The organism is Mesorhizobium sp. M4B.F.Ca.ET.203.01.1.1, from assembly GCF_004791025.1.
Classification (GTDB): Bacteria; Pseudomonadota; Alphaproteobacteria; order Rhizobiales; family Rhizobiaceae; genus Mesorhizobium; species Mesorhizobium abyssinicae.
In genome coordinates this window covers 94,532-114,768 of record NZ_SRUO01000004.1, presented here as the reverse complement: position 1 = coordinate 114,768, position 20,237 = coordinate 94,532, and the positions used below count along the sequence as shown (strand labels likewise).

The window sequence follows — 20,237 nt, the reverse complement described above, 5'->3', positions numbered from 1 at the left end:
CCGTTTTCCCTGGAGTCCGCGGGTCTAGGCCTCGAAGAAATGGAATGTTCCGCGTCCGCCGGACTTGCTGCGGTAGAGTGCCATGTCCGCCTTCTGCAGCAGGTCGTCGCTCGTCACGCCATCGCCGGGCGCCAGCGCGATGCCGACGCTGAGCCCGAGGACGAACGGGGTGCCGGCGACCGTGAACGGTTCCCGGAAGCGGTCGATGATGCGCGATGCAAGAGCGGCCGCATCCGTCTTTTCAGCGATGCCTGTCTGCACGATGGCGAACTCGTCGCCGCCAAGCCGCGCCACCGTGTCGTGGTCGCGCACCGCGCCGCGTAGCCGTGCGGCGACGTCGATCAGAAGCCTGTCGCCGGCCTTGTGGCCGAAGCCGTCATTGACCGGCTTGAACTTGTCGAGGTCGAGATAGTGCACGGCCATTAGCGCGCCGCGCCTGGCGAGCGCCACCGCGCTGTGCAGCCGGTCGGAAAACAGCATGCGGTTGGGCAGGTCGGTCAGCGCGTCGTGATGTGCCATGTGGGCGATCGTCGCCTGGTCGCGGCGCTGCTCGGTAACGTCGAAATAGGTGGTGACGAAGCCGCCGCCATCGATCGGCATGCCGCGCACCTCGACGATGGTCCCGTTCGGGCGGGTCCGCTCGTAGACATGCGCCTCGCGCTGCCTGACCAGCGCCAGCCGGCGCGCGACATGCAACTCGACTTCGCCCGGCCCGTATTCACCGCGCTCGGCGTTGAAGCGAAACAGCATCTCCATCGACGGATAGCCGTTGGCGAAGAGGTCGTCCGGATAGTCGAGCAAGGTCCGCTGCCGTTGGTTGCAGATGACCATGTTGAGGTCCTGGTCGAACAGCGAGACGCCGCCAGGGAAATTCTCGATCACTGCCTCCAGCAACCGGATCCGTTCGCGCGAATGCTCGACCAGCTGCGCCATCCGGCCGATCGCTTCGGCGAGGCCCGCCGTGCCGAGCCTTGCCGGCACGCTTGCTTCCAATGCGCCCACCGCGCCACGTGATGCCATCGCCATCGGCCGCTGACCCCCTCAGCAATCCCCGGAATATTCAGTGACGCTAATATGAAAGGATTGCCGCCGGATTAACGCGCTGCCGGTCGCGGCCCTCTCGTGCCGGTTTCCTGCATCGCGAACGAGAGAGGCCCGCCATGCCATACGGCGCGGCGGGCCTGGCGACGCTCGTGAACGTCAGGTCAGGATGATGACGATCTTCAGCGTGTCCGGATCGACGATGACGATCCTGCCGTCGGCCAGCACGAAATACTCGTAGGTCTCGTAGGCCGGAACGATCTTGACGATGCGCGGCGGCAGGCGATGCAGCCGCACCTTGTGCCGCGGCACTTCGGTGCCGACGGAGATGTCGAAATCAACCCGGTCAACCGGCGTGATCTTCGTCTCGCGGATCACGTTGGTGATCTCGGTCTTCTGTTCGACCGTCACGTTGGTGATGGACGCGGTCGAGCCCTGATCGGGCTGCGTCGATGTCTTGCCCTGCGCCTGTTCGTCGGTCTTCACCGTGGCCTTGCCCTGGGCCTGCTGGTCTGTGGTGGCGCCGGCCTTGCCCTGCGCCTGTTCGTCGGTCTTCACCTTGGCCTTGCCCTGGGCCTGCTCGTCTGTGGTGGCGCCGGCCTTGCCCTGCGCCTGTTCGTCGGTCTTCGCCTTGGCCTTGCCCTGCGCCTGCTCGTTGGTCTTCATCTTGGCCTTGCCCTGGGCCTGCTCGCCTGCCTTGCCGCCCTTCTGGCAATCGGCGGTGCCGGCGGCGCAATTGTTGTCACCGCTTGGCTGGACCTCGGCCGGCGCCTGTGCCTGCGCCATCGCGGCGCCACAGCCGACACCGAGCGCGAGCATGCTGGTAATCAGAATATGTTTCATGAGAACTCTCCTCGACGTGTCGTCCCTTCGTTGGGGTAACTTCGGCTCGGAGCCTTTGTTCCGAAGCAAATTGGGCGGGATTCCATGACCAAATCGGATCGGCCACCCAGTCAAAAAAATCCAGGAACAAGGCCTGTGCGGTGGCGTTAACGACCGAGGCGGCCCGGCTGCGGACGGCATTGTGCGCGTGGTGGAGGAGGTCGTCGGTAAAGACAGGAGACGATCATGAGACTGCATCTCAAGACAGCTGCCGCAGGCCTGCTGCTGCTCGCCGGCATGGGCGCCGCGGCCGCTCAGGACGTCATCATCGAGCCGCAGCAGGAAACCATCATCCGGGAGTATGTGCACAAGCAGCCGCTGGCTTCGGTCAAGCTTCCGGGCGTGGAGCTCAATGTCGGCACCGCACTTCCCGACACCGTTGAACTCCGCGAAGTTCCCAACGTCAAATATCGCTATGTGGTCGTCGACAATCAGACCGTGCTTGTCGATCCGGGCACCCGCAAGATCGTAAAGATCATCCAGTGACCTGAAATGGCGCCCGCCGCTTGCCAGAGCGGCGGGCGGGCCAGCTCGTATTATTTCGTGACTAATATATGCCGATACATGCAGGAACCTTTCCCTCTCACCACGCGTTGCCGCGTCTGACTTCGTGTTGCCTCAATAATAGGCAGGCTGTGCGAGGCAGATCGGGCAAACGAATCGGCGGCAACCAGAAACGGGTCGGGGAACGGAGCACAGCTACCATGTCGAAGCGCGAAATCGGAACATCCCCGGCATTGGGGATGCGTGTCGCCGACCTGCGGGCCAGGATGCGAAGTGCGAGCATCACCGAACATGAGATGAAGACCTTCCAGAAGGTTGCGGCCATCATGGGGGGCGCCGACGGCTCCCTAAGCATCGATGCCGACGACCTGATCGCCGCTTCTTTTGTCGCCGAGACGGTGGGCGACAGCGCGCCGAACTGACCGCCGCCGGCCGCGGGCCGGTCCAGCATCACCCTGTCAGCATCCGACCTATCCGTTCCGCCCTCGCGGGCGAGAGCGTGCGCTCGTGCCTGTCGGCGCGAGCCTCATACCTCGTCGAAGGGGCCGCCACGCCTTGCCGGGTCGCGCTTGATGGCGGCTTCCTCGGCATCGTCCGGCAATGCCTCGTCGCTCTCCTGGTAGGGGTTGTCGTCGTCCTCTTCCGGTAACTCGCCCTCCTTCTCGATGCCGGCGCTTTCCGGCACATCCGCTTCCGGCAGGCTTTCGTCAGGAACGATGCTCGCGCCCTTCACCGCATCCCAATCCTGCTGTCTTGGCGTAGGCGCCTCCACCTCGTCGTTTGGCGTCCGGTCGTCGGCCGTTGACGGTTCGACCTCGTCGTTCGGTCTCTTGCGCGGTTCCATGACTGGCCTCCTTGGCGCTGGCACCTGAAATCTGTTCCGAAGGTTGAACTCGCCGCCTTGCCACCGGTTCCCCGCCCGACCGGCTGCAGCGCAAGCGCCCCGGTCCGCCAGGGAACCAATCGGCCCCGGCGTTCTTTCCCGGACAAGGAAAGGAGCCAGACCATGAAACCTTTCGCCTTTGCGCCATGCGCGCTGCTGGTGATGGCGCTGGCCGGTCCGGGGCCGCGCAGGACAACCCCGACCAGACCAAAGCGCCGGCAGGCCCATGCCAGGCCGAGCCGCAGGGGCAGGGCAGCGCTGAGCAGAAACCGGCCGCCGACAGCGGCAGCGACAATGGCCTGACCGGCAAGCTCAAGCCTTGCGGCGGTGTATTGCAGCCGCCGCCGACCGGCGACCAGGGTATGGCCCAGCCGGCGCCCGAGGAAGGCAACATGCCGGTGATCAAGCCCGGGGAAGTGCCGCCGCAGCCGCCTAAGCAATAGTGATTGGGAGGCTCGGCTCAGCGCGTATGACGCTCGTGCGGCGCGCGCGCCGCGCGGATCGTCCGCACCTTGGCGCGGCGCAGCGTCGTGACCGGATCGACGCCGGTCCAGACGATGCCCGCGGCCTTGGCGAAAGCCATGAAGGCGCGTCGCGTCTGCTCGATGGTCACGTGTCCGGCCCGCGCCGCCTCGCACGCCTTGATGGCGATCTTCTGCAGCCGTGTGTCTTCGGCAGGCGGCCATTCTTTTAGGAAGTTCTGCATCTCCGCCAGCGATGCAATGTCCCGTTTGAAGCCGGCGCCAACGGCGACGGCGATCGGCGGGTCGAAAGGCAGATCTTCAATCATAAGGCACCTCCGCTGGACTCTTCGCCTTCAATGCTGGAACGGCCGCCTGGTTCCGACGCCGACGGCGGATCAATTAGTGCCGGCTCGCGGAACAAGAGCCCCGTGCCGGCGTTTGCCCCGGAGAGCCCGCCAATTCGAACTCTCGCGCTTCCGCCGGTCCGTGGAGGCGGGGCGAAGCTCGCAACCAACCAACAGGAGGCAGAGATGAAAATTGCCCTTATTACTGCTGTCGCCGGGCTGGCTATGATTGCCGGCATCGGCGCCGCCGCCGCGGACCAGGTGATCGTGACGCCCGAGCAGCGCACCGTCATCCGCGAATACGTCCACAAACATCCGCTGGCCTCGATCAACCTTCTCGGCGTCGAGCTCAATGTCGGCTCGACCTTGCCGGACACGGTGGAACTGCGTGAGGTGCCCGACACCCAGTATAGATACACGGTCGTCGGCGACCATACGGTGCTGGTCGATCCCGGCACCCGCAGGGTCATTGAGGTCATAGAGTAAATAAGGCCGGGGCACCCGGCTGATGCATGACGGCCCCGCCGCTTCGCGCGAAGCGGCGGGGCGAGGGGTTTTGGGGCAGGGAAGGAGCACGTCCATGTTGCCGCATGTCGAGACCCCCAACTCCGAGAATGTGGCGGCCTGTTGCGACAAGCTGTTGGCCGAGCGGGGAACGGGATTGCTTTCCATGACGGAGGCAATCGGCGAACTGCGCCGCCGCACCGGCACCGAACGCTCGGACGCCGATCTCGCCGGGCTGATAACCAAGAAGGCAGCCCTGCTGGGCGTCGCCGTCATGGCGCACTAGGCCAGCGCCACTGCGCAGGACAAGCCTCGCAGGAGGGAGGGAGGGACGCACTGGGATTCTCGTTGGGCGTTATTGCCGCAAGTCCCCTCCGCTGCGCTCAAGACGCCGGCTCAAATTTCCGCTAGTGTTTACCGTGGACCACCGGAATGGAACCCAACCACGGAGGCAACAAGTGACGGACGACAGGCAGGAACGCATTCGCCAGCGGGCACACGCTATCTGGGAAAAGGCCGGCCGGCCCGAGGGCGCGGATATTCAGCACTGGGACCAGGCGACGGCCGAGATCGATGGCGAGGCCAAGCCGAAGAAGAAAGCTGCACCGAAGAAGCCTGCCGCAGCGAAGCCCGCCAAGACCGCTGCCACCAAGACTGTTGCCACCAAGAGCGCGACCAAGGCCGCAAAGCCCGCGGCGAGCAAGTCGAAAGCCGGCAAGGCCTGAAAGGCGGATCGGCCCCGCCGTCGGAGAGATGGGCCGGGCCGGGACGCGCGCCGGCCGTGGCAGATTTCCGGCAAATTTTGCAGCTTCCTGCCAGGGTAGGGCAGGCCGCCATGCGTGGTCGCAAGGCTGATCAGCCCCTCGCCAAGGCTGGCGCTTCAGCGCCTTCCACTGCGTCCAGCTCATCGAGGCTGGCCGGAACATTCCGCTTCAAGAGTTCGGCGAGCACGGTGGCGGCCTCGAGCAGGAGTTCCCTCAGTTCCTGCTCGCTGAGCTTGTCGACGTACTCGGCCGCGTCAAGGAGATCGACAACCACGTCGACCGCCTTCATGTGAAGATGAGGCATTGCCGATCCTCCTTTGCATGTCGCCTCCGCTTTGCTGCCGGCAGGATTGCCAAACGCGGCGCTGCCTTCAATCACATTTGATGGCGTTGCCGAGGAAGGCCCGCATGCGTGGGGCGGATCGTTCGGAACATTGTCGCGCCGGGTCCATTCTCCTTTGACAACAAAGGAGACAAGGCATGAACTGGGATCAGATCAAGGGAAAGTGGATGCAGGTCAAAGGCAAGGCCAAGGAGCAGTGGGGCGACTTGACCGACGATGACCTCGACCGCATCGAAGGCAATCGCGATCAGTTCGTGGGGCGGATCCAGGAGCGCTACGGCATCGCCAAGGAAGAGGCGCAGCGGCAGCTCGACGACTGGTCGAGAAGGCTCGACTGAGCGCGGCGCCCCGCGGCGATCTCTATCGAGAGCTGGCGGGCTGGAAGGCGGCCGCAACAGGCTGGCTCGGACTTGGTCAGGCCGATCAAGGCCGGCCCGATGTGGCGGGGATTTCACGCTACGTCGGTGCAGCCAACTTCGGCACGTGCGGAGCAAAAGCGGGGGAAAGAGTGACAATCGGATTATGTTGCGAGCTGGCTAATACTAGTGTCGTCCTAGCCGGCTTGCCCGCCCCCGAAGCCCCCAAGCCGGTCAGGCCCGGCGGTCAGTCGAAGTTACCCCAACAGGCTGTCGGGCCGCTGTGTATCGCCAGTCACGTAAGCCAGAGACCGGCAGGCACGGCAAGAAGCCACCGAGCTTCCATAGCGCTGTCGTGACGATCCTCCATTGCACGCGCGCCCTATCTCTGACTTCAAAAGGCTCCAGCGCCACGCACCTCCCGCCGTGCGCTGGAGCCTTGCCCGCGCTCAACCGCTGCCAGCGGGAGCTGCCGGTGTTGACCAACGGCGCTTGGATGGGTTCGTTCCGCGTTTAGGGCCATGGTCCGAAGCTGTTTGCGACTGAAGTTGCAACGTCAGAGCATGGAACGCAGCGGCATGGCATTCCCAGGCGAAGGCAGCAAAAAGAACCCGCCGGCTCTGCCGGCGGCAGGGCTGGAGTAGCCAGGAATTTCTGGCGCATGAGAAACGATCACCAAGCCGTTTTGTTGCAAAGACCCGCCAGTCCACCGCCTGATCCTCGATGGGTGCGGCACGTTTGCGGTCGGAACCTTTAGCTGTCGCTGATGTTGTCACTCCAGCACCCATTTCGGGCGAAGGAGCGCGTCATGAACAACATCATCTGGCTGGTCGGAGCCGTGGTCATCGTCATCGCGATACTTAGCTTTCTCGGTTTGAGATAGCTCTGCGCGACTCTATAGGCCTGCGCCGGCATGCGTGGCGAGGTTGTCGCCACGCTCATCCGGAGCCTAATGCGGAGATCGTCTGCTGGCGTATTGCGCGACAGCGCACAGGAATGCCAATGCGCCCGCGTCGCACGCCGCCCTGGATGGCCCCTTGGCGAAGAGAACGGCATCCGCGGCCGGAACTGTCAGGCCGTGCTTCTTGGCAAAAGCGGTGACTTCATAAGGCTGCTGGTCGTCGGATAGGTTGGTCTCGAATTCATAATTCATCGATCCACATTCCTCCCTTCGTGAATTTGCCCTTCCTTCGCCCGTCACGAATTAAACGCTCGACGGGGCGCGCGAGTCCACCAATCATGAATTGCCGTGAAACGTTCCATCCCTGGTGTCCTGACTTGGTGGTTGCAGGAATAGAAGCCTAGCCGGCAGCGCCAGGAAGACCGCGCGCCGCATCGGCCTGGGCGGGGCCTGGGCGGGCGCCAGATACGCCTTTCTCGAAGCACCTGCTCATTTCAAGCCCGGTGGTCTGGCCGAGGATCTCAGCAGCCGGGAACATTAGCCGTTTCGAATGGTTGAGGTCCTGTGTGTGGCGTCGCTGCTTGGCGTCCCACGCAGGCTGGTGGGCAAACATCGGCCGGCCCGCGTCATCGGTCCCTCCGTGGCGCGGGCTCTTAGCGGGCCGCCGCGACGGTACTCCGCTGGGCCACGTGCTATTTTTCTTCCTGGCGCTTTTCGATTTCGTAGGAAAGCCAGCGGCAGAGCATGCCGAAAATCGATGCGGCAGCACCGCCAAGCAGGCAGGCGACCAGCAGCGGGCTTTGCGCGGCGCTCTTCCAGCTTACGATGGCGAGCAGGATCGCGCTCGCCGTCGAGACCAGGTAACCGGCGCCTTTCAGCAGATGTAGCGATGCTTTGGTCATTGCGGGAAACCTGGCCAGATTGCCGGATGGGCCAACGGCCCGACTAACATACGCGGGTGAAGAGGTTCCGTTCCTTCAGCGGCAGAGCCGGGCAGACGTCATTCCACCCCAGTCCTCGGACCGGGCGAGTGTCCCGGCTTTGAGGGGGCCAGGCCAAGGTCGAAGGTTTGCGGCAGGTCAGGTCTCGGGGGCTTGCCGACCGAGGCCGTCGTGAATGCGCCAACCCGGGGAGGCACGGCCATCTGGCCCTGATGCTCACGCCAGAAGGGCTTTCCGAACGCCAGGAAAATGCCGCCGACAAGACACGCCAACAGCAGGAAGGCGAACGCATCCGCTATCATGTTTCCTAAGCGCATGGCGGCTCCCCCTGGGGCGGGTGCCCGCCGACACGGGAACGATGATGGCGGGCACCCGGAGACCGCCGATGAAGGGACGTACCCGGTGGTCCCCTTACCAATGAGTTGGCAGGGCCACGGTTGCCTTGAAACAACCGGCCCGGCCCTCTGCGCCCGGCAATGAGACTTCAGTCTCATGGCTGCCGGGACTGAGGTCCCCTGTGCGGAACGTTGCCGTAACGCGCCCGTTTTCTCGACAGTGCAATCGAGAGGAGAAAAGCAAATGGCTGACGGTCCAACGGTTGTGAACTCGGGTGGAGGTGGTACGGTTGTCGCGGTCGTTCTCGCGATACTCGCGATCGTGGTTCTGCTCTTCTTCACAGGTGTCATCAACCTCAACGGCGGCGGCAGCAAAGACGTCAACGTCAAGGTCGATGCGCCCAATGTCGAGGCGCCGGCGGCATCCGCGCCGTCCGCGCCTGCGCCTGCCGCGCCAGCGCCATCCGAACCGGCGCCTGCGGCCCCCGCGCCATCAGCACCTGCGCCCGCGGCTCCGGCCCCGGCGCCGGCTCCCAGTGGCGGCTGATGCATCGAAAAAGGACGGGGCTCCGGCGTGGTGCGCCGGAGCCTTTTCTTTCCACTATCCGCCAACCACAGCCTCGTAAGGATCGCCATCTCCAAAAGTCGCTTTTTTGTCGCCGCAACGGAACTTTTTAGTCGTTGCTAATGTTCATCTTCCGATAGCGGACATTCGCCTTCGGGTGCCGACGATCGGAGCGGAAACGGCCGATCGACCCAGCTTTGCTGCCCATCTGTCGCGCGAGTGTTGGCACATTCGGAGATCGGGGCATGAACAGGCGTCTAGTACTGCTTTCCTCTCTCACTGCGGTGTCTCTTGCGGTTGCCGGACCGTTGTCGCTCCTGCCTGCTCGCGCCGGCGAACCGCAATCGGCGAACGTTCGAGCGGCAATGCGGAAACTCTGGGAAGACCACATCACCTATACGCGGAACTACATCATCAGCGCCCTCGCGGGCCTCCAGGACACGGACGAAGTCGCGAAGCGCCTGCTCCAGAACCAGGATGAAATAGGCGACGCGGTAAAGCCCTATTACGGTGATGCCGCCGGCAAGAAACTGGCGGCGCTGCTCAAAGACCATATCAAGATCGCAACGGAAGTGGTCGAGGCGGCCAAATCAGGCAGCAAGGACAAGCTCTCGGCCGCTCAGGATAAATGGTCGGCCAATGCCGACGACATTGCCGTGTTCCTTGGCAAGGCCAATCCGAACTGGCCCGAGAAGGATCTCCGCCACATGCTGCACAAGCATTTGGAACTGACGACCGGCGAAGTGGTCGGCCGGCTGAACAAGGACTGGGCGGCAGACATCAAGTCCTACGATGAAGGCCATGACCACATGCTGAAGTTCGCCGACATGCTGACGGATGGCATCGCCAAACAGTTTCCGGACAAGTTCAACGGGTGAACACCGTCTTGGGCTTGTAGGGCAGAGATAGGATTGATCAGGCGGCGCCGAGCTTTCGGCGTCATCTGAAGGCAAATTTAAGAATATTAGAATGTATGCGATTGGCTTGATTGGGCGCGCGCGGGATTTGCCAGTGTAGCGAGACATCCGCGCGGCATCGCCGCAACATTCGCGGTGCAAACAAAAATACACCAGTAAAAGTCAGGTATTGACCCGATCGCGCCGTTGACACTGCACGCGCCTGCATGCGCCTTTTCGCGCCAGGGTTTTTTCGGCAACGAGCTTCGGGGTAGGGGCAATGCAAGGCATCAACCGTTTCATTTCATTTGCGTTTGTGGCCGCGGCGGGTGGTCTGTCGGTGCCGGCCTTGGCGGCGCCGGTGGAGTATGTCCGTGTGTGCTCGCTCTATGGCGCGCGATACTACTACAGCCCCGGCACGGATACCTGCATCAACGCCGATACCGGCGAGACGCGCCGCGTCACCGAAGACGGCGTCGTCGTCGGAAAAACTGCGCTGGCAAGCAAGGTCGACGACATTGACGGCCGCGTCGCCCGCGCCTTCGAAAGCGCCTCGGTGGCCTCGGCGCTGATCAGCCCGGATTTCGTCCAAGGCGAGCATTTTGGCGTGCGCGTCAACTGGGGCAATGCCGGCCAGTCCAATGCCATGGGCGTCACCGGCGCGGCCGTGCTGGGCGAGGGCTTCCTGCCAGGCGGCACGGGCCGGCTGACCGGCGCGGCGGGCGTCGCCTTCTCGGGCAAGACCGTCGGCGGCAATGCCGGCCTGCAGCTCACCTGGTAAGGCCGGGGGCAATCATGCTCAGATATCTTCTTGCGCCGGCGATGCTCGGCGCGCTCTGCGGCCTGTCGGCGCCGGCGCTGGCGAAGCCGGTCGAATACGTCAAGCTGTGCTATGCCTACGGTGCCAACTACTATTACAGCCCCGGCACCGACACCTGCATCAACGCCCAGACCGGCGACACCAGGAAGGAGATCGATGACGGCAATGGCGGCACCACCACCGTCCCCGGCAAGACCGCTCTGGCCAGCCATGCCGACGACATCGACAACCGCGTCACCCGCGCCTTCGAGAACGCCTCGATCTCGGCTGCCCTTGCCGCGCCGGATCTCGTCCAGGGCGAGCATTTCGGCCTGCGCGTCAACTGGGGCAATGCCGGCGGCGCCGACGCCTTCGGCTTCACCGGTGCTGCGGTGCTCAGCGAAGCCTTTGTCCATGGCGGCCGGCTGACCGGGACGATGGGCATCGCCTTCTCCAGCGGCACCGTCGGCGGCAATGCGGGGCTGCAGTTCAGCTGGTAGGAGGCATCTGACCTCCTTCCCTTGTGGGACCTTGTGGGATGAGAAGGGGAAGCGCTCGCCCTTCAAGCCTCCCACGCGTCGCTGGACAGAGCGAAGCGGATACCGGCCGCGGTCATGGCGAGCTCGCATTCGGTGACTGCGCGCAGGTTGCGCAGATAGCGCGCCACGGTTTGAGGCAGCCAGCCGGCGCAGGCCTCGACATAGGCGCGGCTGTGGACGAGCGTGCCGGTCGACAGGCGCTCGTCCTTCTCGGCGATCACCTTCAGATACTGGCGGATGAAGCGGATGTCCTCGGCGATGTCCTGGCTGGCCATTCGCCAGGCGCCGGCGAGGCGTTCGCGCTGCTCGAGCGGCAGCGGTGACAGCAGCGGGCGAGAGAGGTCGGCGAAGGCGGCGTGGTTTGCGGTGTTCAAGGATATCCCCTCGAAAGAAGGGAAATATCGTACTTTACGTACGAATACCGGTCAAGCCGATTTCGTACAAATTGAACGAGGGACGGTCATAAGAATGCGGTGCAACCTACGTCCCGCCAAGGCTAGCCGCCGTCTTCTGGTCGGCCTCGGCGCGTTCGCGGTTCCCCTTCGCCTTCCAGGAGGCGCTTCGGGCGCTGTAGAAATCGGCGGATTTCTGATTGAGCGCGATTGCCTGGTCGTAGTCGACGATGGCCTGGTCGTGGTCGCCCTTGTGCGCCCAGGCGAGGCCCAGCGCGTGGTAGGCATCGGCCAACTTGGGGTCGAGGTCCACGGCCTTGTCGTAGTCGGCGATGGCGCGGTCGTCGTCGCCCTTGTTGGACCAGGCTAGACCCCGGCCGTAATAGGCGTAGGCGCGTTTCGGATTGAGGCCGATAGCCACGTTGAAATCGGCGATGGCGCGGTTGTAGTCACCTTTGCCGCCCCAGCTCAGGCCACGATTTTCATAAACCCCGATGAGTGTCGGATCGAAGGCAATGGCCTGGTTGTAGTCGGCGATGGCGTGATCGAAGGCGCCCTCCGCCGCCCATGCGCCGCCCCGGTTGAGGTATGCGGATGCGTTCTTGGAATCAGCGATGATCGCCAAATTGTAATCCGCGATGGCCCGGTCATTGTCGCCCTTGTACGACCAGGCAAGGCCTCGGTTGTTGTAAGCAGCGCTGCTTTTCGGGTCGAAGGCGATCGCCTGACCGTAGTCGGCAATGGCCCGGTCGTAATTGCCCTTCGCGGCCCAGTCGTAGCCTCTGTTGTAATAAGCGGATGCATATTCAGGATAGAGCCCTATCGCCTGGTCGCTGTCGGCGATGGCGCGGTCGAAATCGCCTTCCATGGACCAGGCGTAGGCGCGCTTGAAGTAGGCTGTCGCGAGCTTGTCAGGGGCGCTGGCCTGGTTATCGATGATTTGCGTGCAGGCTTCGATCCGCCGGCTGGCGTCGGCCGCATTGCCGATGCACGCCGCATAGGTGAGATTGGCGGCGATCCCCATCGCGCCGCGGACGTCCAGCGCGACGAGGCCGGTCAGCAGCAGCAACAGCGGTGGGCGCCATTTTCGTACCAGCCATATCAGCCGGCTTTCGCCCACGCCTTCCTGGTTCACCATTTCGCCGGTTCTCCCTCGAAAACCATTGATCTCGGCCGACACCGACGGCTGCTTGCCATGCAAGCAGAAATTGCGGTGTCATGAAAGAGCAGTCAGAGGCCGACGGCGAGAGCGAGATTGCTCACATATCGATTATCGACCGTCTCACCCGCCCGATGATGGTGATCGCGCCCTCCAGCTCCGGTGGCGGGATGTCCAGATACGACGCCGGCTGGAAGGGCGGGGTGTCGTTCGGGCGGTAGCGCTTGTAGGTGGCGCGGCCGGTTTCGTCGGCGATCACGTAGCAGCCATTGGTCACCAGCCGCTTGTCGCGCAGATTGACGAAGATGATCGAATCCGGCGGCGAGATCTTGTTCATCGACGGGCCATCGACGCGCAGCGCGATCCATTCGCCTTCCTCGAGGTCGGCGGTGGGAATGGTCGGGTAGTCGGAGAGGTTGACCACGCCCTCCTGGCCGCCGAGCTCGCCGGCGCTGATCCATGACACGATCGGCACGTCGACGGTGAGCGGCGAGGCGGCAAAGCTTGCCGGTCCGGCCTCTGCGCCATCGGCATTGAACAACAGCCAGCCGGGGTCGACGTTAAACAGCCGGCCATATTTCTCCGCCGCCTTGCGCGACAGCGGCCGGTTGCCGTTCTCGTGGCTGATCAGCGTGTTCTTGTTGATGTCGCGCAAGGCCCGCGCCGCATCGCTCGGCGTGGCATAGCCCGCCGCGGTCCGCGCCTGCTGCAATCTGTGCCGTGGGTCCATCATCGTACAAAACGCCTGAAAAATATCGTCCAATACGTACGATTTCGCTTGCGACTCTTTCGTACACATCGTACGATTAGCGCATGATCGAGCATCCCGCAAGCATTTCCGCATTGCCCACGAACATTTCGGCGCTGATCGACCGTTGGCACGGCATCGGCGCGGTCGCCGCCGTCGGCATCAGCTCCGACGCGATAGCGCCGCAAGGGGAGGCGGCATGACCTTGCATCCTGATTTCCGTTCGTCTGCTGAATTCCTATCGTCCGGGCTGTCCTCCTCCCCGGTCCGGACGAACACCGGGGTCTTCGCCCCGGGTCCGGCCGCCCCCTCGGCCGGAACGGCCGGAGTCGCTCCTCCCCCGGCTCCGGCCACCTTCCTTCGTCCGCCCGCGGCCGGTGCCGCCTCCGTGATCCGCACCGAGGATGGCACCGTCATCCTCTTTGATCGCGCAACCGGCCGGGCGGTGTCCGGCCTGACCAGGCAGGCGGCGGAGGCCGCGCTTCTGCGCCTGGAGGGCCGCGGCCCCGCCTGATCCGCCCATTCCCGAACGATTTCAGCGACGGCCCTCGGGCCGAACCCTGGCGCTCGCCCGCGCGCCGCAACCGATGGACCCCGATATGCCTGCCGCCTATACCGAGAAGGAACTCACTGAAATCGCGATCTGGCTCAAGGAGGGGCTTTCGGCCTCCCATATCGCCGTCCGCTTCAGCACGCTGCGCGGAAGTCCGGTCTCGCGCAACGCCATCATCGGCATCGTGCATCGCGACACCGGCCTGCGCGCCATCGGCTTCGCCAATCCCAAGGGCGGCCGTTCCGGCGGCCGGCCGAGGAAGCATGCTCGACCGGACTGGCGGAGCAGGGTGGCGGCCGGAAGCATCGCGCTTTCCGAACCGTCGGCGCTTGCCAGGCAAGTCGAGAGCGCCGACGCCGAAGCTGCCAATCTCCCCCCAAGTGGGGGAGATGCCCGGCAGGGCAGAGGGGGGCGCTGTCCCGCCGACGTCTCCAGTTTTGACGTCGCCTCGCAAGCAGATCGCGTCTCCGCCGTCCGCACCCCGCCCAGGCCCAAGAAACCCAAGCCGCGAAAGCCCGCCCGCGTGCTGCCGCCGGCTTGGCTGGCACCGGGCCAGCGCGAAAAGTCTGAGGCGCAGCTGTACAAGCTGCCTGCGCCACCGCCGCCGGTAAACCCGGGCCGCCAGCCGCATGTCGCCGCCATGCGCTTCATCGACTGCCTGTTCGGCCGCTGCCGCGCGCCGCTCGACCTCGCGCTGCAGGAGGAGCCGGAGAAGGATGCTCCAGGCGCTCGTCCCGGCCCGGAGATGCTCTGCTGCGGCCTGCGCACGCGGCCGACGCAAAGCTATTGCAGCCACCATCACGCAAGGTTTCATGGCCATCGCGGCAGCGGGATGTGAGGGGCGCGCCGCAGAAGGCCGCTCTCATAGAAATCGACGATGCGATGGTGGCGCCGCAGAGCGCCGATCTTATCCAGAACCCATCCCAAGCCCGAGGAACGCCCATGCCCCGCAAGACCGCCAGGAAACCGCAGCCGCCAAAACTGCCGAAGGGCGAGGCCGGTCAGGTGCGCATCCGCCGCGAGATCGGCCATGATTTCGCGCTGCGCCAGGACGCCTTCGGCCGCCAGCGGCTGAGCAATGGCACGGCCGAAGCACGCCGCGTCTACGAGGTGTCGAATGGCGGCTTCACCTCCACCGGCGGCATCGTACGCCTGCGCAATGTCGACCCGCTGGTCGGCATCACCTCGCTCTCACGCCAGCAGCGCGAGGCAGGAGGGCGCCTTCGCGACGATTTCGAGCGCACCCAGCGCGAGGGCCTGCAGCCGCAGTCCTGGAACGAGCGCGTCGACGGTACCAGGGTGAATGCCGGCATCCCCGACCGCGTGCTCTCGGCCGGCCGCGCTCATGCTCATGCCGTCACCGCGCTCGGCCACTGGGAGGTGGCCGATGTGGTACGCAAGGTCTGCCTCGAAGGCCAGTCGGTGAAGGCCATCGCCGAACGCACCGGCGACGGCCGTGACGTGGTGGTGAAACTGCTGAAGGTGGGGCTCGACCTGCTGGCGGTGCACTATGGGATGATGGGGAGGAAAGCAGGGTGAGGGGGACTTGCCAATGGATATAGGCGGCCTGCAAGCAGGGCTTCGTTTGGAATAGCAGCAAACGAACGATGCCGGCTCTGGCATCTTTGATCGTGATCAGCTCGCCCGTCTTCACGAATGCGCGCCGCGCCCCGCAGATGGCACGGGTGGGATTTGGGAGCTGCGCCGCCTCCAGGGTCCCATGCCGTGACTTTCGCGCGTTGCGGCGATGCGGAAATTCTGATCCGCCGCATGAACGACGAGCATCACGGCATCGATCCTCTGGTCAGCCCGCGGATGACGAAGGTCAGTAACGGCAAATCCGCACGCGTTCCAGCACCCGGCGGTGATGATGCCAGTGCCTCACCCACTTCACGTGGCAATGGCGGTAATGGTGCCGGTAGTGATAGCGGTGCGGATAGCGGACCACGTAGCCGGGATAGTAGTCACGGTAATAGCGCGGGCCGTAATAGCGGCCGCCATAGTCGTAGAACGGTCCGCCGCCATAGAACGGTCCACCATAGAAAGGTCCACCGAACGGGCCGCCGTAGAACGGGCTGAGGCCGAACGGACCGAAAAATCCCAATCCGCGCGCATCCGACGGCGCGACCGAGGCTGCCGCGGAGGCAACGGCGATCACTGAAGCAAGTAGCAGTTTTTTCATGGCAACCTCCTCCTGAAGGCTGATCATCAACTAAACGCACCGCCGGCGGGCTATGTTCCCGATCGCTAATGTTCGCCGGTGTCGATCTGAGGAGGAGATTCCGCGCCCGCCGCAGACATGGATGCCGAACTCGCCCGAGAGCGGGTTCAGGCCGCTTCAGCGCGCCGATGATCGAGGTGGTGATGCCAGAGGAATGCCAGTGCAACCCCACGGCGCCGAGGAACCGGAAGACAGCGCAAGCCGCCTGAGCAACTCGCGGCCGTAGGGTGGATGATGGCTTGCACAACAACGCGGCCGGCTGCGTCATGCGCTCGCTCAGCCATTGCAAACCCGCTTCTCCCTCTCCCACAAGGGAGAAGGAGAAGCCGGGCTGAATGTCCCTGTCACCGTTCGCAGATACGGATCTTCTCGATCACGCGGTGGTGGTGGCGCCAGTGCTTGCGGTACTCGGTCCAGCAATGGCGGTTGTGGCGCATTGCGTAGCGCGGCCTGTAGCCATTGTCGTAGACGTCATACCGGTAGTGAGGGCGATAGACGTAAGGATCGCCGTAGTAGGGGCCATAGTCGCCGTAATAGTCGTCATAAGTTGGGCCGATGCCAATACCCAGCCGCAGGCTGTCGGCACTGGCCGGACCGATCATGGCCGCCGCCGACGCAATCGCGATGACGGAGGCGAGCAGGAGCTTTTTCATGACTACCTCCTTTTCCAGGTTGATCTAACAAAACCCCTGAGGCGCGGTGCTGTTCCGATAAAAATCGGTTGGCCTGACGCCAGGCCGCAAAGGGGCCACCCTCCCGCCGGGCCGCAAAACCCGCGAGCACCGCTTCATGGCGGCAAGGCGTGCACCTCATGAGGGGCGCTTTCCGGAACCATCGCGCTCAGCCCGGGTTCCTTCTCAGCGGGCCGCGTCAGCCGGACCTGGTGGCAGAGAGAACAGGGTGGTTTCTCCGGCTTCTTACCCTGGCCAACGAAATGGCAGTCGAGCTCTTGTCCCACCCGGCCCGCTCCGGGCAAAGGGCAATCGATGGCGAAGCGCGCAAATCCCGACACCGCCGTTCCACGCAAAGGGATGCCCAGCCCGCGCCTGAGCAAGGCCGAATTCAAGAATCGCTATCGCGGACAGTTTTATGACCCCGCATTCGCTTCGGCGGCGCAAGCGGTCGATACCCTGTGCGAGATCGCCTGGCAGGCCTACAAGGACGAGCGCAAGAGCCCGATCACCCGCAAGGCCGGCAAAGGCTTTCACGATCCGGACTATGAGCTGTCGGTGGAGTGGATCGCCGCCAGCGAGGCCTTGAAGGCGGCGCAGCAGCGATACGAGGACGCGTCGTCGCCGGCGCGCATCCTGCTCATCAACGGCTCCTCGCGCAGCGAGCATACGTGTCCGGGCGAGATGTCCAAGAGTTTTCGCCTTGTCGAGATCGCGCGCCGGGCCATAGAGGGAAAGCCCGGCTTCTCGGTCGGCGTTCTCGACCTCTCGCGCATCGCCTCGGAATTTGGCCGTGCGATCCACCCCTGCAAGGCATGCTTCTCGACCGCGGCGGCACTTTGCCATTGGCCGTGCTCCTGCTATCCGAACCACTCGCTCGGCCAGATTCACGACTGGATGAACGACATCTATCCGCTTTGGGTCGAGGCCCACGGCATCATGATCGTCACCCCGGTCAACTGGTACCAGACGTCGTCGCCGGTGAAGCTGATGATGGATCGCCTCGTCTGCGCCGATGGCGGCAATCCCGATCCCTCGCTGACGCAGGGCAAGGACGCCGCTTTGGCGAAACGTGCCGAGCTCGCCGGGTGGGACTATCCGCGCCATCTGGCCGGGCGTCTGTTCTCGGTCGTCGTCCACGGCGACACCGAAGGTGCCGAAAACGCCCGCCGCGGACTTGCCGACTGGTTGCGCTCGATGAAGCTGGAGCCGGCTGGCGAGAAGGCAGAGCTCGACCGCTATATCGGCTACTGGCAGCCCTATGCGACCAGCCACCGTGATCTTGATGCCGACCGTGCCGTGCAGAGCGAGGTGCGCGCCGCCGCGCTCGCGCTGGCGGAGGCCGTCGCGAAACGGCGAACGGGTCTCCTGCCGTCGATCGGGACGGACCTCGTCGATCCGCGTCCGAAGTAACTCCTTACCTCCCGCGGCACCATCTTCCCGCCGACGGCTCCAGCGTTCCGGGCAGGCTTCGAGCGGGGACCATCGGATGTATGCGCAAAACGCTATATGATTGCGCCGCAGGGTGAATTTGCCGCGGACGCCGATGCCGATCTTTTCAGTCAAGCACACGACCGTCTATCGCTATAGCCAGCCGGTGAGTTTTGGCGAGCACCGGCTGATGTTCAGGCCGCGCGACAGTTTCGATCAGCGGCTTCTCGACCACTCTTTGTCGGTCGACCCCGAGCCGAAGGAGGTACGCTGGATCCATGACGTTTTTGGCAACTGCGTTGCGGTGATCGAATTCACGGGTTCGGCCAATGAACTCCATTTCTCGACGGACATTCGGCTCGATCACACGCCCCAGCACGCGCCAGATTTCCGCATCGATGAAGCCGCGCTGAATTATCCGTTCTCTTACGATTCCGACGAGGCGGCCGACCTCGCGCAGACGATTGAGCGCCATCATCCCGACGAAGGTGACGAGGTCGGCAAATGGGCCCGCCAGTTCGTCGGCGCCGCTGGCCACACCGAAACCGGTAAGCTGTTGATGACGCTCTGCTACGCCATCCACGAGAGCTTCGTGTACTCCCGTCGCTTCGAAACCGGGACGCAACCGCCGCTGATGACGCTGCACCTGCGCAAGGGCACATGCCGGGACTTTGCGCTGTTCATGATGGAAGCGGTTCGCTCGCTCGGCTTTGCCGCCCGCTTCGTGACCGGCTACGTCTATGTGCCGGGCCGCGACAGCGCCGAGGTGCGCGGCGGCGGCTCGACGCATGCCTGGTGCCAGGTCTACCTGCCCGGGGCCGGCTGGATCGAGTTCGATCCGACCAACGGAATAGTCGGCAACCGGGATCTGATCAGGGTTGCCGTGGCCAGGCACCCCCGGCAAGCCATCCCTCTTTCGGGAAGCTATTCCGGCAGCGCTTCGAGTTTCCTCGACATGACCGTTGAGGTGAAGGTGGCGAAGGAAACCGGCGGCGACAGGAATTAGTTGCGTCTTTGCGGCGCGACCGGTCCGCGCTTGAAGCGCAGCAACGACGACACCGCGGTCCACGTTGAGCCCCGCCTTGCCGCCTGGCGGTATGCACACGCCATTTTCCCGGAACCGCTCGATCTGTTCCGGCGTTGCTGGCCCGAACGAAACGCGCGTCAGCCAGCTATGCCGAGCGCGGTGGACGTTTGCGAATGACCGTTTCGCCCCACCGGAATGATGGCGAGCGTCGCTGTGCCAAGAGGAACGGGATAGCTATCAGGCTGGTCGAGGAAGGCCCACCCCTATGAAACCGATGACCGAAGAGCATCTTGCGGTTCTGCGCAGGCACATGATCGAGATGATTGCGATCCATGCCGACCTGACAAGCGAAGAACTCGGCAAAGCAACGCTCGACGAGCGGGTCTTGGCATCGATGGGGCAGGTGCCGCGACATCTCTTCGTGCCATCATCGGTCGCGCCCTATGCCTATCAGGACATGCCGCTGCCGATCGGATTCGGCAAGACCGTCTCGCAGCCCTTCATGGTCGCGCTGATGACCGATCTGCTCGCTCCCGAGCCGCACGAGTCAGTGCTCGAGATCGGAACCGGCCTTGGCTATCAGACCGCAATCCTCGCTGAACTCGCCGGACAAGTTTGGAGTGTTGAAATCATCGAGGAATTCGCAAGCCATGCCGAGGCTCTGCTGCAGGACCTTGGCTTCTCCAATGTCGCCATTCGTGTCGGAGACGGGTCTCGCGGCTGGCCCGAGCACGCCCCATTCGACAAGATCCTGGTTAGCGTGGCGGCTGAGCGGGCGCCGCCGGCTTTGCTGAGCCAGCTCACGCCGGCGGGTCGTCTGGTCCTGCCTTTGGAGTCAGAGGAAGGACAGTTTCTGACCGTCATCGACAAGGACGCGGCAGGGCAGATCAAGACCCGGAAACTCATCCCGGTTCGGTTCAGCCGGCTCGAAACCGTCTGAGGTCTCACAATTGGCGCGGCCAGCACACACCGGC

The 20,237-nt window shown here is 64.1% G+C and carries 30 protein-coding genes and 1 pseudogene; 18 read left to right on the top strand and 13 right to left on the bottom strand.

What is annotated here, in order from left to right:
- Positions 1-24: 24 nt before the first annotated feature.
- Together EN846_RS10325 and EN846_RS10320 are read right to left on the bottom strand one after the other, a co-directional pair.
- Positions 25-1,026, bottom strand: coding sequence for a diguanylate cyclase (locus EN846_RS10325; protein ID WP_127393365.1), 1,002 nt, complete (start codon positions 1,024-1,026; stop codon positions 25-27).
- A gap of 174 nt (positions 1,027-1,200) precedes the next feature.
- Entirely contained in the window at positions 1,201-1,884 is a 684-nt protein-coding gene (locus tag EN846_RS10320; protein ID WP_127393366.1) for a DUF1236 domain-containing protein, read from the bottom strand.
- A 225-nt stretch (positions 1,885-2,109) separates the two neighbouring features.
- Between EN846_RS10320 and EN846_RS10315 the strand changes: the two genes are divergently transcribed.
- Together EN846_RS10315 and EN846_RS10310 are read left to right on the top strand one after the other, a co-directional pair.
- Positions 2,110-2,409 (top strand): DUF1236 domain-containing protein, encoded by a 300-nt coding sequence (locus EN846_RS10315; protein ID WP_127284198.1) that lies wholly within the window; start codon positions 2,110-2,112, stop codon positions 2,407-2,409.
- 218 nt (positions 2,410-2,627) lie between these two features.
- Complete coding sequence (locus tag EN846_RS10310) at positions 2,628-2,849, top strand: hypothetical protein (protein ID WP_127284199.1); 222 nt, start codon at positions 2,628-2,630, stop codon at positions 2,847-2,849.
- Between the two features lie 104 nt (positions 2,850-2,953).
- Here EN846_RS10310 and EN846_RS10305 read toward each other — a convergent pair whose 3' ends face one another.
- Complete coding sequence (locus EN846_RS10305) at positions 2,954-3,271, bottom strand: hypothetical protein (protein WP_127393367.1); 318 nt, start codon at positions 3,269-3,271, stop codon at positions 2,954-2,956.
- Positions 3,272-3,456: 185 nt separating this feature from the next.
- Here EN846_RS10305 and EN846_RS10300 point away from each other — a divergent pair, with 185 nt between their 5' ends.
- On the top strand, positions 3,457-3,753 hold the full coding sequence (locus EN846_RS10300; protein ID WP_245509066.1) for a hypothetical protein: 297 nt from the start codon (positions 3,457-3,459) through the stop codon (positions 3,751-3,753).
- A gap of 17 nt (positions 3,754-3,770) precedes the next feature.
- On the opposite strand, the gene EN846_RS10295 is transcribed toward EN846_RS10300, so the two are convergent.
- Positions 3,771-4,100 (bottom strand): DUF982 domain-containing protein, encoded by a 330-nt coding sequence (locus EN846_RS10295; RefSeq protein WP_245478377.1) that lies wholly within the window; start codon positions 4,098-4,100, stop codon positions 3,771-3,773.
- Positions 4,101-4,304: 204 nt separating this feature from the next.
- Between EN846_RS10295 and EN846_RS10290 the strand changes: the two genes are divergently transcribed.
- The 3 genes from EN846_RS10290 to EN846_RS10280 all read left to right on the top strand — a co-directional run bounded on the left by EN846_RS10290 (position 4,305) and on the right by EN846_RS10280 (position 5,347).
- Positions 4,305-4,604 (top strand): DUF1236 domain-containing protein, encoded by a 300-nt coding sequence (locus EN846_RS10290; protein WP_127284202.1) that lies wholly within the window; start codon positions 4,305-4,307, stop codon positions 4,602-4,604.
- Positions 4,605-4,698: 94 nt separating this feature from the next.
- Complete coding sequence (locus EN846_RS10285) at positions 4,699-4,908, top strand: hypothetical protein (protein ID WP_127284203.1); 210 nt, start codon at positions 4,699-4,701, stop codon at positions 4,906-4,908.
- A 172-nt stretch (positions 4,909-5,080) separates the two neighbouring features.
- Complete coding sequence (locus tag EN846_RS10280; protein ID WP_127311525.1) at positions 5,081-5,347, top strand: DUF2934 domain-containing protein; 267 nt, start codon at positions 5,081-5,083, stop codon at positions 5,345-5,347.
- Positions 5,348-5,477: 130 nt separating this feature from the next.
- Here the strand turns inward: EN846_RS10280 and EN846_RS10275 are convergent, their stop codons facing one another.
- A complete protein-coding gene (locus tag EN846_RS10275; RefSeq protein WP_127311524.1) occupies positions 5,478-5,690 on the bottom strand; it encodes a hypothetical protein in 213 nt (70 codons plus the stop codon).
- Positions 5,691-5,866: 176 nt separating this feature from the next.
- Here EN846_RS10275 and EN846_RS10270 point away from each other — a divergent pair, with 176 nt between their 5' ends.
- On the top strand, positions 5,867-6,067 hold the full coding sequence (locus EN846_RS10270; RefSeq protein WP_127284206.1) for a CsbD family protein: 201 nt from the start codon (positions 5,867-5,869) through the stop codon (positions 6,065-6,067).
- Between the two features lie 967 nt (positions 6,068-7,034).
- Here the strand turns inward: EN846_RS10270 and EN846_RS10265 are convergent.
- Positions 7,035-7,238: a hypothetical protein gene (locus tag EN846_RS10265; protein ID WP_127284208.1), complete on the bottom strand. Its 204-nt coding sequence runs from the start codon at positions 7,236-7,238 to the stop codon at positions 7,035-7,037.
- A 440-nt stretch (positions 7,239-7,678) separates the two neighbouring features.
- Complete coding sequence (locus EN846_RS10260) at positions 7,679-7,888, bottom strand: hypothetical protein (RefSeq protein ID WP_127391655.1); 210 nt, start codon at positions 7,886-7,888, stop codon at positions 7,679-7,681.
- 618 nt (positions 7,889-8,506) lie between these two features.
- Here EN846_RS10260 and EN846_RS35030 point away from each other — a divergent pair.
- The 4 genes from EN846_RS35030 to EN846_RS10240 all read left to right on the top strand — a co-directional run bounded on the left by EN846_RS35030 (position 8,507) and on the right by EN846_RS10240 (position 11,022).
- Complete coding sequence (locus EN846_RS35030) at positions 8,507-8,809, top strand: dynamin (RefSeq protein WP_127287008.1); 303 nt, start codon at positions 8,507-8,509, stop codon at positions 8,807-8,809.
- A gap of 215 nt (positions 8,810-9,024) precedes the next feature.
- Positions 9,025-9,705, top strand: coding sequence for a hypothetical protein (locus tag EN846_RS10250; RefSeq protein ID WP_210235132.1), 681 nt, complete (start codon positions 9,025-9,027; stop codon positions 9,703-9,705).
- A gap of 298 nt (positions 9,706-10,003) precedes the next feature.
- Positions 10,004-10,504: a porin gene (locus EN846_RS35825; protein ID WP_245478420.1), complete on the top strand. Its 501-nt coding sequence runs from the start codon at positions 10,004-10,006 to the stop codon at positions 10,502-10,504.
- A 14-nt stretch (positions 10,505-10,518) separates the two neighbouring features.
- A complete protein-coding gene (locus tag EN846_RS10240) occupies positions 10,519-11,022 on the top strand; it encodes a porin (protein WP_127391656.1) in 504 nt (167 codons plus the stop codon).
- A 62-nt stretch (positions 11,023-11,084) separates the two neighbouring features.
- Here the strand turns inward: EN846_RS10240 and EN846_RS10235 are convergent, their stop codons facing one another.
- The 3 genes from EN846_RS10235 to EN846_RS10225 form a co-directional block, all read right to left on the bottom strand.
- Positions 11,085-11,435, bottom strand: a complete 351-nt coding sequence (locus EN846_RS10235; RefSeq protein WP_127287006.1) for a hypothetical protein — start codon at positions 11,433-11,435, stop codon at positions 11,085-11,087.
- Positions 11,436-11,541: 106 nt separating this feature from the next.
- A complete protein-coding gene (locus EN846_RS10230; protein WP_135913834.1) occupies positions 11,542-12,633 on the bottom strand; it encodes a tetratricopeptide repeat protein in 1,092 nt (363 codons plus the stop codon).
- 79 nt (positions 12,634-12,712) lie between these two features.
- Positions 12,713-13,345: a S24 family peptidase gene (locus EN846_RS10225; RefSeq protein WP_127311141.1), complete on the bottom strand. Its 633-nt coding sequence runs from the start codon at positions 13,343-13,345 to the stop codon at positions 12,713-12,715.
- 80 nt (positions 13,346-13,425) lie between these two features.
- Between EN846_RS10225 and EN846_RS35025 the strand changes: the two genes are divergently transcribed.
- From EN846_RS35025 to EN846_RS10215, 4 genes are all read left to right on the top strand, one after another.
- Entirely contained in the window at positions 13,426-13,563 is a 138-nt protein-coding gene (locus EN846_RS35025; RefSeq protein WP_187331174.1) for a hypothetical protein, read from the top strand.
- 185 nt (positions 13,564-13,748) lie between these two features.
- Positions 13,749-13,874: a hypothetical protein gene (locus tag EN846_RS36380; protein ID WP_281015713.1), complete on the top strand. Its 126-nt coding sequence runs from the start codon at positions 13,749-13,751 to the stop codon at positions 13,872-13,874.
- Between the two features lie 85 nt (positions 13,875-13,959).
- Complete coding sequence (locus tag EN846_RS10220) at positions 13,960-14,751, top strand: GcrA cell cycle regulator (protein WP_245493319.1); 792 nt, start codon at positions 13,960-13,962, stop codon at positions 14,749-14,751.
- 104 nt (positions 14,752-14,855) lie between these two features.
- On the top strand, positions 14,856-15,452 hold the full coding sequence (locus EN846_RS10215; RefSeq protein WP_127393110.1) for a DUF6456 domain-containing protein: 597 nt from the start codon (positions 14,856-14,858) through the stop codon (positions 15,450-15,452).
- Between the two features lie 286 nt (positions 15,453-15,738).
- Here the strand turns inward: EN846_RS10215 and EN846_RS10210 are convergent, their stop codons facing one another.
- The 3 genes and pseudogenes from EN846_RS10210 to EN846_RS10200 form a co-directional block, all read right to left on the bottom strand.
- Positions 15,739-16,095, bottom strand: a complete 357-nt coding sequence (locus EN846_RS10210; RefSeq protein ID WP_127285041.1) for a hypothetical protein — start codon at positions 16,093-16,095, stop codon at positions 15,739-15,741.
- A gap of 99 nt (positions 16,096-16,194) precedes the next feature.
- Positions 16,195-16,402 (bottom strand): annotated as a pseudogene (locus EN846_RS35820) (DUF763 domain-containing protein); the annotation flags it as partial.
- 76 nt (positions 16,403-16,478) lie between these two features.
- Positions 16,479-16,787 carry a hypothetical protein gene (locus EN846_RS10200; protein ID WP_127311145.1) on the bottom strand — a complete coding sequence of 103 codons (309 nt, stop codon included), beginning with the start codon at positions 16,785-16,787 and terminating at the stop codon, positions 16,479-16,481.
- 333 nt (positions 16,788-17,120) lie between these two features.
- On the opposite strand from EN846_RS10200, the gene EN846_RS10195 reads away from it, so the two are divergent.
- The 3 genes from EN846_RS10195 (at position 17,121) to EN846_RS10185 (ending at position 20,203) form a co-directional block, all read left to right on the top strand.
- On the top strand, positions 17,121-18,218 hold the full coding sequence (locus EN846_RS10195; RefSeq protein ID WP_127311146.1) for a flavodoxin family protein: 1,098 nt from the start codon (positions 17,121-17,123) through the stop codon (positions 18,216-18,218).
- Positions 18,219-18,351: 133 nt separating this feature from the next.
- Complete coding sequence (locus EN846_RS10190; protein ID WP_127393111.1) at positions 18,352-19,242, top strand: transglutaminase family protein; 891 nt, start codon at positions 18,352-18,354, stop codon at positions 19,240-19,242.
- Between the two features lie 286 nt (positions 19,243-19,528).
- On the top strand, positions 19,529-20,203 hold the full coding sequence (locus tag EN846_RS10185) for a protein-L-isoaspartate(D-aspartate) O-methyltransferase (RefSeq protein ID WP_127393112.1): 675 nt from the start codon (positions 19,529-19,531) through the stop codon (positions 20,201-20,203).
- Positions 20,204-20,237: the final 34 nt, after the last annotated feature.